The sequence below is a fragment of the Veronia nyctiphanis genome (assembly GCF_004116385.1).
Classification (GTDB): Bacteria; Pseudomonadota; Gammaproteobacteria; order Enterobacterales; family Vibrionaceae; genus Veronia; species Veronia nyctiphanis.
In genome coordinates this window covers 118,630-132,895 of the sequence record NZ_PEIB01000004.1, presented here as the reverse complement: position 1 = coordinate 132,895, position 14,266 = coordinate 118,630, and the positions used below count along the sequence as shown (strand labels likewise).

At 44.7% G+C, this 14,266-nt stretch carries 9 protein-coding genes, 2 pseudogenes and 1 riboswitch; of the genes and pseudogenes, 9 read left to right on the top strand and 2 right to left on the bottom strand.

The window, feature by feature from the left end:
* The first annotated feature begins 280 nt into the window (after nucleotides 1-280).
* Nucleotides 281-3,370 (top strand): G8 domain-containing protein, encoded by a 3,090-nt coding sequence (locus tag CS022_RS05440; RefSeq protein WP_235869287.1) that lies wholly within the window; start codon nucleotides 281-283, stop codon nucleotides 3,368-3,370.
* Between the two features lie 76 nt (nucleotides 3,371-3,446).
* Nucleotides 3,447-3,713: a hypothetical protein gene (locus CS022_RS05435; protein ID WP_129121444.1), complete on the top strand. Its 267-nt coding sequence runs from the start codon at nucleotides 3,447-3,449 to the stop codon at nucleotides 3,711-3,713.
* Between the two features lie 7 nt (nucleotides 3,714-3,720).
* Here the strand turns inward: CS022_RS05435 and CS022_RS24810 are convergent, their stop codons facing one another.
* The gene (locus CS022_RS24810; RefSeq protein ID WP_161569573.1) at nucleotides 3,721-3,891 is read right to left on the bottom strand and encodes a hypothetical protein; all 171 of its coding nucleotides are present in this window, start codon (nucleotides 3,889-3,891) and stop codon (nucleotides 3,721-3,723) included.
* Between CS022_RS24810 and purR the strand changes: the two are divergent.
* The 7 genes and pseudogenes from purR to CS022_RS05400 all read left to right on the top strand — a co-directional run bounded on the left by purR (nucleotide 3,891) and on the right by CS022_RS05400 (nucleotide 13,275).
* Nucleotides 3,891-4,902, top strand: a pseudogene (gene purR / locus CS022_RS05430) (HTH-type transcriptional repressor PurR). The gene CS022_RS24810 and the pseudogene purR overlap by 1 nt on opposite strands.
* 308 nt (nucleotides 4,903-5,210) lie before the next feature.
* Nucleotides 5,211-5,310: riboswitch (cyclic di-GMP riboswitch) on the top strand.
* A gap of 113 nt (nucleotides 5,311-5,423) precedes the next feature.
* Nucleotides 5,424-6,017, top strand: a complete 594-nt coding sequence (locus CS022_RS05425) for a TfoX/Sxy family DNA transformation protein (RefSeq protein ID WP_129121443.1) — start codon at nucleotides 5,424-5,426, stop codon at nucleotides 6,015-6,017.
* A gap of 932 nt (nucleotides 6,018-6,949) precedes the next feature.
* Nucleotides 6,950-9,091: an FAD-dependent oxidoreductase gene (locus CS022_RS05420; protein WP_129121442.1), complete on the top strand. Its 2,142-nt coding sequence runs from the start codon at nucleotides 6,950-6,952 to the stop codon at nucleotides 9,089-9,091.
* A 44-nt stretch (nucleotides 9,092-9,135) separates the two neighbouring features.
* The gene (locus CS022_RS05415; protein ID WP_129121441.1) at nucleotides 9,136-10,266 is read left to right on the top strand and encodes an ABC transporter substrate-binding protein; all 1,131 of its coding nucleotides are present in this window, start codon (nucleotides 9,136-9,138) and stop codon (nucleotides 10,264-10,266) included.
* 21 nt (nucleotides 10,267-10,287) lie between these two features.
* A pseudogene (locus CS022_RS05410) lies at nucleotides 10,288-11,992 on the top strand (ABC transporter permease).
* Complete coding sequence (locus CS022_RS05405) at nucleotides 11,955-12,629, top strand: ATP-binding cassette domain-containing protein (RefSeq protein WP_129121440.1); 675 nt, start codon at nucleotides 11,955-11,957, stop codon at nucleotides 12,627-12,629. Before CS022_RS05410 ends, CS022_RS05405 begins: the two are co-directional and overlap by 38 nt.
* A complete protein-coding gene (locus CS022_RS05400) occupies nucleotides 12,622-13,275 on the top strand; it encodes a CDP-alcohol phosphatidyltransferase family protein (protein WP_129121439.1) in 654 nt (217 codons plus the stop codon). The genes CS022_RS05405 and CS022_RS05400 overlap by 8 nt, the downstream gene beginning before the upstream one ends.
* On the opposite strand, the gene punR is transcribed toward CS022_RS05400, so the two are convergent.
* Nucleotides 13,267-14,169, bottom strand: a complete 903-nt coding sequence (gene punR, locus CS022_RS05395; protein ID WP_129121438.1) for a DNA-binding transcriptional activator PunR — start codon at nucleotides 14,167-14,169, stop codon at nucleotides 13,267-13,269. The two genes, CS022_RS05400 and punR, sit on opposite strands and share 9 nt — an antisense overlap.
* Nucleotides 14,170-14,266: the final 97 nt, after the last annotated feature.

Sequence of the window (14,266 nt, the reverse complement as noted above, 5' to 3'; positions counted from 1 at the left end):
ATCACCCAAATATAAGCCGACCTTGTTCGGCTTTTGTTTTTTATAGTAATTATTCCATTCATTGCAGTGGCAACAATGAAATAACCATTAATGAGTTTACTGATTCTTTTCATGTTGCATTCTTTTAAACAATCCTCAGCGTAATTCTTATTTATAAGACATTCGAAAAATAAACGCCCCTAGATTTAAATTCCGCGAAATAAAATTGATAAGTGGCATTTTAGTGCTAGTTTCCAATAGCGTCTCTTTTAATTTAATTTTACAGAGAGATTTATTCGTGATGAAAAAACTATTTTATTTATTTCTTGTTTTTCTTTTTGTATTTATGTCAAATCAAATACTTGCCTTTTCTGTAATTCCTAAGCCTGTGGTGCCTCTGGGTATTAAGGGTTATGTTGATGAATTAACCAACGGCACTATCTTGGGATGGGCATGCGATCATTCAAAAATGCAATCAATTGATGTGCATATATATGCTCAAAATGAAGCCGGCAATAGAAAATTCATTGATAGTACGACTGCTAATCTTTCGAACGAATTAGATATTATTAACCGTTGTTCTAGTGGTGCATCAGCGACACACCGTTTTACATACACATTCAGTGATCAGCAAAAGAAAAAATTTGCAGGGCAACGTATTATTGTTTTCGGTATATCACTAGACGGTATAGATAATCACAATAAAGAATTGACTAAATCGGGTGCATTTTCACTACCAAATTTTCCAGGGAACTTATTATTAAGTCAATTGTCTTTAGATGAAAATGGGAATATCAATATACCGATAGATACAGTGGTCACTTTAGACTCAGTACAACGTGATAATAGTTATATTACAGTAAATGGTCTACTGAAGTGTCCAGATCAAGGCAAGATCACGATTAGCACACGCGGTATTATAGTAAAAGGCTCACAGGCAGAATTACTCTGCGGTGAAAAAGAGGCTCCATTTAATGGACAATTAACGTTGAAACTAACAGGTGAGCCTGACGACGTTCATAATGCTAAACGCGGTATTATGATCACCGACAATGCAACGCTCAACTTACATACTCCTGCATCTGATGTAGCGAAGCGGACTCGACTTAGTTCAAGTGTTGATGTTGGTGATCAGCGAATAACACTGCTAGGCAATATGCCAGGTTGGAATGTCGGCGATAAAATTGTCATAGCAACGACAAGTTTTAGTGTGCATGAAAATGAAGAACGAGTTATTAGCGAGATATCTTTTAACCAATCTGAGACCACAGTTTTATTGGACGAGCCATTAGCTTATTACCATCATGGCGAAACAGAGAGTTTTACCAACGACAAAGATTTATCCTGGACACTTGATCAACGAGCTCACGTCATTAACTTAAAAAGAAACATTATCATTGAAGGGCCTGATGATAGTGATTGGCGAGACGACGGCTTTGGTGCTCATGTCATGTTAATGTCAGGAGCAAAAGGCTTCTTACAAGGCGTTCAATTTAAACGTGTAGGACAGCAAGGAATCTTAGGTCGGTATCCTTTCCATTGGCATTACATTGGTAATGCTAAAGGGCAATATGTGAAAGACTCTGTGGTGATGAACTCGAAAAACCGTTGCTACACGATTCATGGGACTAATGAAGCGACTCTTGACAATAATGCCTGTTATGATCACGAAGGCCATGGCTATTTTCTAGAGGATGGCAATGAAACTAAAAATGTCATTACGAACAATATTGGTATATTAAGTCGTAGGCCTCCAGTGGGCAAGCATTTATTATTTTCAGATATCGATAGAGGTATTGTTGATAGCGATCCAAACCAAATGAATTTTGGTATTGGACCAAAGCGTGCAGTCGGGCCTTCTACGTTTTGGATTACCCACCCCACTAATATTATCGAGAATAATGTATCTGTAGCATCAGAGGGGACCGGTTTTTGGATGTCCTTTGCTGTCGAAGCCGAGTGCAGAGAGAATACTGATTGTCATGAAAAGGTGTACCCTCTATCATCACCGACATTAACATTTTCAAATAACCAAGCTAGCACGAACAAAGTAGGAATTACATGGGACGGAGGTATCGACCTAAATCGACCAATATCTAATCCCCGTAATCCTGGAAATGATTTTGCCCTAAGACAATCATATTATGAAGGTGACCCACAACCAAAAAACTTAGTCGCTTATAAAAGTGCTAATACAGCAGTTTATTATCGCGGTGCACCAACAACATTTCATCATTCAATTTTAGCGGACAGTGTTTGGAATTTTTTTGTTGCGTACAATCAAGGTTTAAAAGATAGCCTAATTGTTGGTCGAAGTAATAATAATGACCCAGCTGATGATTCGAATCCATTGAATTTTCATAGTCCGATTGGCGTCTTATTGTATGACGGCCCCTTTCATTTAACTAATACGCACTTTGCTAACTTTGATGAAAGTCAGGTGTTTTCAACATCACAAGAAGATATTACATCTCAAGCTATGTACTTAATTGGAGGAGCAGAGAAATTTACTAATATCGTAAATGATGTCACCTTTAACCCGGAACCCATCATAAAAATGAATATGGATATTCAAACACGCTTTACTTTAAATGATGCGTGGGGAGATATAGCCACAACAACCTTACGCGATGTCGGCAAGAGCCTTGATAGTTACGCTTTTTGGGATGATCGTAACTTATTCAAACCCAACGTTCCGATTAATAATCTAGCCGAAGACTGCATCACGGCGCTGAACTCCGTTGAAACGATACGCTGTAATCATGGGGCGGGAACTATGCAAATCCGCAGTTGGTATGGTTTCCCGGCTGAAAAAGCAGATTTTAGCCTCAAACGAATAGAAGATGATTCCGATTCACATGTGGAATATAAACCGAACCACAGTAGTGAGAGACTCTATAAGTTTCCTGTCATTACCCAGCGCGATAACATACATTATGAGTTTGAATTGCATGACATAGACGATTTTACTGGCCTCTCACTTGGTTTTTCACTGGTTTTTGACGCAGAGAATAACCACGATATATCCCCCATTATTTTCATCCCTGATACGTTTCCTCATTGTGCAGTGAGCACTATGCATATCATTGGGATGCAAGAAGTGAGTCATCATGAGTTGGTCTCTGGTAAACCATTAAATGCATTCGCCCGTTTACCCAATGGTATAGCCATGCGAATGAATGGCAGCCCTGCATTCAAAAAGATACCGATCGATATTCTTCTAAATATCGGCAAATCGATTCCTTTTGTGTCTGGCTTTTTAAGTCAAGTAAATGAAATGCAGTTTAAAGGTGAAACTGCACGAAACTTCGTAGGCTTCGCTTGTAACCGACCTATTTTCGGTGTGCAATTTCCTGGGGTGAGTGTCTCTTGGTCAAGTTTTATTAAATAATGATTGATGACACTGCTGCAAACCCTCTCTCATAGCTCTTTCTGGTTGAAAGTGCACAGAGGATTTGCTCTCACAGGTGAGCACTGAAGACGCAGCAACAAGCAGCATAAAGAACGGTGATATCGTCCTTGTATTCGACGCCACAGCAAAACGCCTAGCATACATTCGATATCGCCTTTCCAAAGGCGAATCTACACTGGCCTTAAAACCCTATCCACAAAACGCAAAACCACCTCAGTATCAGTCGACCATGCTCGGCTGTTATTTTTATGCCAATTATTCACTACATTTCAGTGTCACTGATCAAATAGCCGCTAATTCGCCACAAAACCACAAGACGTAGAATTGACCTACACGCAACTATCAGTAAACTGTGAACGCAAGCGATTGGCATTGAGATTTTCTGTACTCTGCATCTCACCATCCCAATGCCTCAAACCAATAACACTGACGCTGTCATTATCAATGGCGGCCTCACTGCATGTGTCGGGTACACCGACCAAATAGAGAAGAGCATTCAATGGCCACCATTAAAGATGTCGCCCGTATGGCAGGCGTATCTACTACAACTGTGTCGCACGTTATCAACAAAACGCGTTTTGTTGCTGAATCGACCACCAAGAAAGTATGGAGCGCAGTCGACGAGCTAAATTATGCGCCAAGCGCGGTCGCACGTAGCCTAAAGTGCAACACAACGCGCACCATAGGCATGCTGGTCACCAAGTCAACCAACCCTTTCTTTGCTGAAGTTGTCCATGGCGTTGAGGAGTACTGTTACAACGAAGGTTATACACTGATTCTGTGTAACACCGAAGGTAACCTCACTAAACAGCGAGACTACCTGCGGATGCTCGCTGAAAAACGCGTCGATGGTCTCTTGGTGATGTGCTCTGACCTAACCGATGAACTAATGGGCCTTCTTGAGAAGAAGAAGCCAATGCCAATGGTCATTATGGATTGGGGCACCGAGCATATCTCTGATTCTGACTGTATTCAGGACAACGCTGAAATGGGTGGTTACCTTGCCACTAAATACCTTGTCGAAAAAGGTCATAAGCATATTGGCTGTATCTCGGGGCAAATGGAGAAACTTACCTGTTCAGAGCGCTTGACCGGATTTGAAAAAGCGTTGAATGAAGCAGACATTCAGGTTAATCCCAACTGGTTGGTCGAAGCAGACTTCGAATGCGACGCCGCAGTCGAAGCTGCGAAGAAGATTCTTGCGATGCCAGATCGCCCTACAGCCCTTTTCTGTTTCAACGACATCATGGCGTTGGCAACAATCAGCACGCTTCAGGAAGCGGGCGTGCGTGTACCTGAAGATATTTCAGTGATTGGCTACGACAACATCGACCTGGCTGGCTTCTTCTCTCCGCCGCTCACCACCGTGCATCAACCCAAAAAAACGCTTGGGAAAAACGGCCATTAAGTTACTTCTTAACCGCATCGCCAATAAAGATAGTGAACAACAAGTTTTTGAGGTACAGCCAGAGTTGGTTGTTAGACAGTCAGTAAAAGACCTCAATCTTTAGACTCAGTCGCATTAGAGAAACAATAAAAGCCTGCCATATTGACAGGCTTTTTTTTCGACTATAATTATTGCCTAAGTGGGTTTTCATTCCATTTTATACATCTTCTAGTCATCAATTGGCCGCAAAACCTCGACGCGTCTCACTTTATCTCACTTTCGCGATTCAAATACTTACAGTGCACCTGTTGAAACACTGTTGTCATTTTGTAACAGACAAACTGGTTTGTATCATTATTTTTGAATCAATATCACAAATATTAAGGTAGTCAATAACGACTTAATTTGCGGATTGAGATAAGCTGGATTTCGTCAAGTGAAAGGCAAACCAAAGCGAAAGCTTGGGACGCAAAGCCACCGGCCGGATGAATAGTTAAGCAAGTACTTTTCAATCGGCGGCGGGGCTGCCCGGACGTAAACATAACAAGTGCCGTTAAGGCTCGATGACAATTCTCCGAGATTGCCTTTTTACGTTACCTCTTGACCTTCATTCAGGAACGCATTGATTGAACGAGAAGAAGTCACATGGATAAATCAACACTGAACAACTCAATTGAACTCATGAAAGACCTTGGCGAAATGAAGTCTCGGTCTATGTTTGGCGGATTTGGTGTATTCTGCGACAAGATTATGTTCGCGCTTGTTGTCAACGACAAATTACACCTTCGAGCTGGAGAGGAGAATGAAAAAGGTTTCAAAGAACTGAAACTGACCCCGTATATCTACAAGAAGCGAGGTTTCCCGGTCGTCACTAAGTATTATTCAGTGCCAGACCATTGGTGGGAAGATCCTTCTGAGCTGCTTGAGCAAGCAAAAGTCGCACTTAAGCTGGCGAAAAAAGCTCAAACAGTAAAACAAAACACTGGTCCGGAGCGAATCAAAGACCTACCGAACCTGCGTTTAGCAACCGAAAGAATGCTGCGTAAAGCAGGTATCGAGAGTGTCGAGGAGTTGCAAAACCGTGGTTCATTAGAGGCTTTTCTTGCTTTGCGTAAATCCCATTCTGAAAGCCTGAGCCTTGATGTTTTGTGGGCACTGGAAGGCGCACTGGAAGGCAAGCACTGGTCAGTGATTACACCACAGCGCAAAGAAGAGTTACTTCAACGCCTTAGTGATTAACACCAGCAATTGATATACAGATCATTCTAACTGAAGAGCCGCAACCGCGGCTCTTTATTTTTGTTTGCTAGCTAACCAGATTTCGAATTTTGTCAGAATAATCCCCGTTCGATTGGAACTCTGACAGAAGGTAACTCTTACCGCTGATTTAGACAAATTCGTGATAAGGGTCACTTTTTTCATCTATCATCTGCTCAAAAACTTCCTCTTTGTGAGAAATATCAACTATTGAAAAAAGAGTCTGAATAAATAAAAATCAGAAAAAATGCCTAAAAAGAACACTTTTGAGCAGAAAAATTGCCACTTTTTCGAAGATAAAGTGAAAAACTCGACGATAAAATATAACCTTACGGTGCTGTTTTGCTGTCTGTTACCTTTCTTGGCTTACTACATTTTACAAACTGGCTTGTTTGCCCCCTCCTTTCTATCGCTTCTCGTCGTTTTGTCGTTGGTCATTAATGCAATGGTTATCTATTGGGGATTCAAGCTCAGCTTCGCGCGGTCACGAACACGTTTCCACGTAAATTATTATTCGAAAAGCCTCTTCCTGGCATTTCTACCATTGTCAGCACTCGTGTTCCAGTATTCATCTTATTGTGTATAGGCCATTTAAAAATTAGCAAGAACTGTTATATTGTTCAGTAGCTTGAAGACTAAATGACAGCTTTATTGCATATGCTCTTCTCTAATCCCCATTGTTGAGACTCTAATCATACATGCCATCGCTACAATCAATATTTGAATTTCAACACATCGTTCCCTCAAGCCCGAACTTTTTACTCAGGGATGAAATTTTTCTAATCATCACTCGGTCAATAATGCATAGAGATTGATCACTCTCGAGCTACAAAATGGACTGAAAACGCAAAAAGGTATGTTTGCGTCCTGAAACCTAGAAACAGAGTGCCACAACCTATTGAATGGACCACCAAATGAATACAAAAAAAATTGCAATAATTGCCGTCATCATAACGTTTATTGCTATCTGGTTTGGATTTGACCTTGATACTCTTTTCACACTAGAAAATGCCAAGCAACAACAGGCCGCACTAGCTGAGTTCATTGAAGAAAACTGGGTTACCGCCAGCATCATCTATTTTTCTGCTTATATTGCCATTACCGCCTTATCTCTTCCAGGTGCCGCTATCGCCACATTGTTAGGTGCTGCACTCTTCGGCTTCTGGTGGAGCTTATTACTGGTGTCTTTCGCCAGCTCTATCGGCGCCACAGCAGCTTTTCTCGTAAGCCGATTCTTACTGAAAGACTGGGTAATGAGTAAGTTTGGTAACAAACTTGATTCCATTAATAAAGGGATAGAAAAAGACGGTGCGTTTTACCTACTGACACTTCGACTGATCCCTGTATTTCCTTTCTTCCTCATTAATTTACTGATGGGCCTGACACCGCTCAAAGCAAGTCGCTTTTACCTTATCAGCCAGTTAGGTATGTTGCCGGGAACCATGGTTTACCTCAATGCAGGTTCACAGTTAGCGCAGATTGAGAGCTTAAGCGGTATCATCTCACCAGAAATTTTGATTTCGTTGGCGCTGCTGGGCATTTTCCCACTGATCGCCAAATTTGTTATCGACAACCTTAACCATCGCAGAATCTATAGCCGTTTCACCAAGCCAAAAACGTTCGACCGTAATATTATCGCCATTGGCGCGGGCGCAGGCGGTCTGGTAACAACATATGTTGGTGCTGTGGTTAAAGCAAAAGTTACCATCATAGAGAAACATTTGATGGGCGGTGATTGCCTGAATACAGGCTGTGTACCCTCTAAAGCCCTTATCCGTTCAGGTCAGACGCTAAAAGAAATACAGAGAGCGAAAGAGTTCGGTATCCATGTGGAAGGTGAGCCGAAAGTCGACTTTGCTCAGGTAATGGGTCGAATTCGTAACGTGATCGCTAAAATTGAACCGCACGACTCGGTTGAACGTTACACCAGTTTGGGCGCTGAGTGTATTCAAGGAGAAGCAAAAATACTCTCGCCGTGGGAAGTCGAGGTTAACGGACAAGTACTCACCACCAAGAACATTGTTATTGCAACGGGCGCTCGCCCACTCGTACCTGGGATTCCTGGTTTAGCTGATGTGAATTACCTGACGTCAGAAACCGTTTGGTCATTGGAGACGTTACCACCAAAGATGTTGGTCATGGGTGGCGGCCCTATTGGCTGTGAACTGGCGCAAAGCTTCGCTCGCTTGGGTTCTGAAGTCACTTTGGTGGAAATGGCAGATCAACTCCTGATCAGAGAAGACGCCGATGTCTCTGAGCTAGTCTACAAAGGGCTCATTGAGGACGGCGTAAACGTGTTACTCGGTCACAAAGCGACACAATTTACCAACGAAAACGGCAAGCAGACCGCTATCCTTGAATACCAAGGGTCGACTGTGAATATAGATTTTGATGCGGTGATGGTCGCTCTCGGTCGTGTCGCAAACGTCAAAGGTTTTGGACTTGAGGAACTTGGCGTTGAATTAACCGAGCGCGGCACGGTCAAAATTAACGATTACTTAGAAACCAACTACCCGAATATCTTTGCCGTCGGGGATGTGTCAGGCCCGTTTCAGTTAACACATGCTGCAGGCCACCAAGGTTGGTATGCTGCCGTCAATGCACTGTTTGGTAAGTTTAAAAAGTTCCGTGCCGATTACTCTGTCATGCCAGCGGCAACCTACACGGCGCCTGAAGTAGCTCGTGTCGGTATTAACGAAAAAGAAGCCAAGGCACAGGGCATAGATTACGATGTCGCGCTTTATGGCATTGACGATCTTGACCGCGCTATCGCTGATGGCGAAGACCACGGTTTTATCAAGGTACTTACACCAAAAGGAAAAGACAAAATTTTGGGAGCAACCATTGTAGGTAGTCATGCTGGTGATTTATTGGCAGAATTTACATTAGCAATGCGTCATGGTCTGGGTCTAAATAAAATATTGGGGACGGTACACCCTTACCCCACAATGAGTGAAGCAACTAAATATACCGCCGGGGTTTGGAAGCAAAATAATGCACCACAGCAAGTTCTGAAGTGGGTGGCGAAATTCCATACTTGGCAACGAAATCGTTAATTTATTTTTATCTGAATAACATCTGTTAAGGAAGACAAGAGATCATGAAACAAAAGATCCTTTTCGCGTCTGCATTGATTGCGTCTGCGCCTGTAACGATCGCTCAAGCTACTGACTGGGCAGCTATTGAAGAACAAGCCAAAGGTCAAACCGTGTACTTCAATGCCTGGGGTGGCAGCCAGAATGTGAACTCTTACATTTCTTGGGCAGCGAAAGAAATACAAGACAAATACGGCGTTACTCTCAAACATGTCAAAGTCTCTGATATTGCGGAAACCACTAACCGCTTGGTCGCCGAAAAAGCCGCGGGTAAAACCTCAGGCGGTAGTGTTGATATGGTGTGGATCAACGGTGAAAACTTCAAATCAATGAAGTCGAACGACTTGTTGCACGGCCCATTCACTGAGCAACTGCCGAACTGGTCAAATGTCGACATGTCGCTGCCTGTGACTGAAGATTTCACCGAGCCAACAGATGGATTGGAATCCCCGTGGGGTGTGGGTCAATTCGTATTTGTTCATGATAGCCAGAAGCTCAATAACCCACCGGCCTCTTTTGATGAGCTGTTGAGCCTTGCTAAAGCGTTTCCGGGTAAAGTGACCTACCCTAAGCCGCCACAGTTTCATGGCTCAAGCTTCTTAAAGTCTGCACTGTTGGAGCTGGCTGATGATACAGCGCCGCTCTACTCACCCGTCAACGAAGCGCGCTTTGAAGTCATTACCGCGCCACTTTGGAAGTACCTTGATCAGTTACATCCAGTGGCTTGGCGTGAGGGCAAACAATTCCCGGCCAGCGGTCCTAAAACGCTTCAACTGTTAGATGATGGAGAACTGCTGCTGGGTATTGCATTCAACCCGAATGCTGCTGAAGCAGGCATTGAAAATGGCACACTGGCGCCGACCACACGTACCATCGCGTTTGAAAAAGGTGCGTTGTCGAATGTTCACTTCCTTGCTGTACCGTTCAACGCCAATGCCAAAGAAGGTGCACTCGTTGCAATTAACTTCATGCTGAGTGAAGAAGCACAGGCGAAGAAAGCGAAGAACAGTGTTTGGGGTGACCCTGCTGTGGTTAAAATCAAAGGCAGCAAACCATTGTTTAAATCTCAGCCAGAGCCTCACCCAAGCTGGCAGGTTGCGCTCGAGCAAGCATGGCTTAAACGCTATGGCAGCTAGGGTAATTCTCGTGGGGGTAATGTGATTCGTCTGTTGTATTTGACGACACTTATTGTTTGTTGCTTCCCGCTTCTCCCCGGCCTTGTTGGTGTCTTGTTTACTGCTTCGGGTTATTTACCCGTCTTAGGACTCGAGTCACCAAACTTAGCAGGCATAATGCTTTTCTAAGTTGGCCGGGGATTGATAAATCAATTCTTCTCACACTTTTCTCTGGCATCACATCCACCTATTGGCTGTATTGATAACGTTTCTGACGTTGCAGGCATGGTGGGGCAACAAAGGTTGGCAAGGCATTGAAAAGCTTCTCTCTCCACTTTTGGCTGTGCCCCATGTTGCTTTCGCCATAGGGTTTTCTTTGCTATTTACCCCGTCTGGCTGGTTTTTTCGGTTATTCGCGTTTATCACGGGTCAAGAACAGCCATACAACTGGTCGATAGTTCAGGACAATCTTGGTATAGGTCTGACACTCGCGTTAGCGCTCAAAGAAACCCCTTTTCTTCTGCTGATGAGTATTTCCGTACTTCGGCAGATTCAGGTCGATAAACTCCTCACGGTATCCCGCAGTCTTGGATATAACCGCAGCGCCGCATGGGTAAAAGTCATTCTTCCTATCTGGTTGAGGAAAATGCGTTTTCCTGTGTATGCGGTTCTTGCTTACAGCTTGTCAGTCGTTGACGTTGCGATGATCCTTGGCCCCTCATCACCACCTACTTTTGCGGTGCTGGTGTGGCAATGGTTTAACGATCCGGATTTGAGCCTTTTGCCAAGAGCTGCTGTCGGTGCCATGATGCTTTTTGGATTATGCCTGCTGATATTAGCCATCTATCGAAAAATAGAGACCATTTTCCTTGACCGCATTCAAGGTTGGCAGTTTTCAGGAAGCAAACAACTTTCCCTTCCGGGAAAAAACATCTTCAGACTGGTTTCCCTGATTTCTCTTGCGACACTGCCAATACTGTTGGTGTGGTCCTTTGCACTCAGATGGTCATTCCCCGATCTTTGGCCTCTCAGGTTCAGTCTGCGGTTCTGGCAACAGGAAATGAGTCACTTAAGTGAGTTAATCGGCAACAGCCTGCTGTTGGCCCTGATTGCTGCGACTACAGCGATTATGCTAAGTGTTGCCTGCCTTGAATATCGGGACAGATACCATAAATCGATTCCTCGTTTGGTAATTGCCACGCCGATGCTGATTCCACAGTTATCCGTTCTTTTCGGTATCCAAATTTCAATCTACGTATTACCCGGCGCATGGCATGTACCCGCAACCATTTGGGCACATATCTTATTCGCCTTTCCTTATGTCTACCTTGCCTTGGACGGACCTTGGCAAAGTTACGACCAGCGGCTGACACAAACCGCAATCAGCTTAGGGAAAAACCGTTGGCAGGCATGGTGGCTGGTCAAGTTTCCATTACTCATACCAGCCATACTTTTAGCATGGGCTGTAGGTGCAAGCGTCAGCCTCGCCCAATACTTACCGACCCAGCTATTGGGCGCAGGGCGTATTATGACGCTGACAACAGAAGCGGTGAGCCTAGCCAGCGGCGAAGATAGGCGGGTAAGCGCCCTTTATGGATTGCTTCAAGCCATGCTGCCATTTTTGTTTTTTGCGTTTGCGTTAGCGACAAGCCGATTGGCTGATCCGAAACGTCAAAAATCACGACTAACCACGCTAAAAGCGAGTATCTATGACTTTGTCGGTAAGAAACCTGACTATAAACACTGACAGGCTCACACTGCTGGAGAACTTCTCGTTCACTGTTGAAAACGGTGATGTGCTCTCGGTGATGGGGCCGAGCGGCTGCGGAAAATCTACGCTGCTTAGCGCAATTGCTGGCCACCTTGCGCCGGAGTTTACCTGCCAGGGTGAAATACACATTAATAGCAAGAACGTCGTTTCGTTGAGCGCAGAAAAGCGCCACATTGGTATTTTGTTTCAGGAAGATCTTCTGTTCCCCCACCTCAACGTTTGGCAAAACCTTGCATTTGGTTTGAGTTCGGCACTAAGCGCCAAGGAAAAGAAACAGAAGGCCATGGCGACATTATCTGAAATCAACCTGTCTGAAATCGCTGAAAAGATGCCAGATCAGATTTCTGGTGGTCAACGCGCAAGGATAAGTTTGATGAGAACCCTACTGTCAGCGCCCTCAGCCCTGCTTCTTGATGAGCCATTCAGTAAACTTGATAAACCTCTGCGACGTGCGTTTAGAGAGTTCGTATTTAACCAGATTGCACAGAGACAAATTGCAGCAGTGATGGTAACACACGACGAAGATGACGTTCCCGCAAATGGCGTCTGCATCAGTTGGCCAATGAACAACGCCTACAACACAAATGGCAACGAGGCGAACTCTGATGCTTGATCGCTACGCCATCACCATTATTAAAGCACCGTTGGAAAAAGCCGCTCAACTGCTTGATGGCAGCAGGATAACGGCAAACCACATTACAGTATCCGGTTTTCTTGTCGGTATGCTTGCTCTGCCTGCCATTGCACTGCAGTCCTATACGTTTGGGCTGCTTTTCATTTCGATTAATCGAATTTTTGATGGTATAGACGGAGCCTTAGCAAGACGACAGGGGATTACCGATTCTGGCGGGTTTCTGGATATCACGTTAGATTTTCTCTTCTATTCCATGGTGCCATTTGCCTTTGCACTTGCCGACCCGGCGAACAACGCTATACCTGCCGCCTTCCTGATATTTTCCTTCATGGGCACAGGCTCAAGTTTCCTCGCGTTTGCCGTGATGGCCAGTAAGCGAGGCATCGACAACCCTGTCTATAAAAATAAGTCTCTCTACTACATTGGCGGCCTCACCGAAGGCACCGAGACTATCGCTTGTTTCGTCTTGTTTTGCTTGATACCAGCACATTTCGCATTGTTGGCGTGGTGTTTCGGTGCCCTTTGCTGGATAACAACCTTTACCCGTATATTGGCTGGCTTCAACACGCTTCGCGCTGCCGAGACAGACGTTGAAAGGGAATCTGAAAAAACAGATTTAGGCTAACCATTCCCGATGCGCCTGCTCAGAGTTGCCCAGATAGTGGAGAATCCAGTTAATCGCTGGATTTTCTTTATCTGTGCGCCAGGCAATACAACAGGAACTAGCCAGCACCGCGTCCTCGATGTCTTTCTCTACCAGCTCACCCTTTGCAATCAGTGGTCTCGCAAGGTGTGCAGGCATCACGCCGATTCCGAGACCTGAACAAAAACACTGAACCGCGCTGTGCCAGTTAGGTACGGTAAGTCTGCGTTGGTTGTCCAGTAACCATGTGCTGCGCTTTGGCAAAATACGGGAGGTGTCTTCAAGACAAATTGAAGGGTACGCTGACAACTCAGCATTGTTCAGCGGGCGCTCTGCAGTCGCTAACGGATGCTGACTGCTCATGACAAAGCACCAGTCGAGCTTGCCCATATCACGGTAGCTGAACGGACCATTAACCGGTATGGCTGCGGTGGCACCAATCGCTATATCCGCTCTGTCATAGGCAAGCGCATCCCACACGCCATTAAATACTTCCATCGTTAGAAGCAACTCTACATCCGGAAACGCGTCGTAAAAGTCCCCCACCAATGAGTTAACCCTGTCCTCACGCACCACGTTATCAAGGGCGAGAGACACCGTTCTTGTCCACCCGTTTGCAACCCGCTGGGTCTGCTGACGAACTGATTCCATTTGTTTTATGAGCGACCGTGTTTCAACGACAAAGTATTCTCCGGCGGGCGTCAGCCTGACACTGCGATGTAAGCGCTCAAACAATGAAACAGCGAGATTCTGCTCTATTTGCCTGACGGTATAGCTGACAGCACTGGGCACTTTGTGAAGCTCAGCAGCCGCAGCGGCAAAGCTTCCTAGGCGTGCGACAGCATCGATAACTTGAAGATCTTGATAAGAAAACATACAAATCAAATTTTTTGATGACAGTAGTGAAATTTTAACGTTTCACAAATGTTTTCACAAACTTTAGACTGCCCGGCAATTGAAGACCAAAATAAGA

Bases quoted from the DNA above. Each gene is read 5' to 3' on its own strand.
- CS022_RS05400 (WP_129121439.1), top strand. From the start codon at position 12,622: ATGCTTGATCGCTACGCCATCACCATTATTAAAGCACCGTTGGAAAAA.
- punR (WP_129121438.1), bottom strand. From the start codon at position 14,169: ATGTTTTCTTATCAAGATCTTCAAGTTATCGATGCTGTCGCACGCCTA.
- CS022_RS05415 (WP_129121441.1), top strand. From the start codon at position 9,136: ATGAAACAAAAGATCCTTTTCGCGTCTGCATTGATTGCGTCTGCGCCT.
- CS022_RS05420 (WP_129121442.1), top strand. From the start codon at position 6,950: ATGAATACAAAAAAAATTGCAATAATTGCCGTCATCATAACGTTTATT.
- CS022_RS05440 (WP_235869287.1), top strand. From the start codon at position 281: ATGAAAAAACTATTTTATTTATTTCTTGTTTTTCTTTTTGTATTTATG.
- CS022_RS05425 (WP_129121443.1), top strand. From the start codon at position 5,424: ATGGATAAATCAACACTGAACAACTCAATTGAACTCATGAAAGACCTT.
- CS022_RS05405 (WP_129121440.1), top strand. From the start codon at position 11,955: ATGACTTTGTCGGTAAGAAACCTGACTATAAACACTGACAGGCTCACA.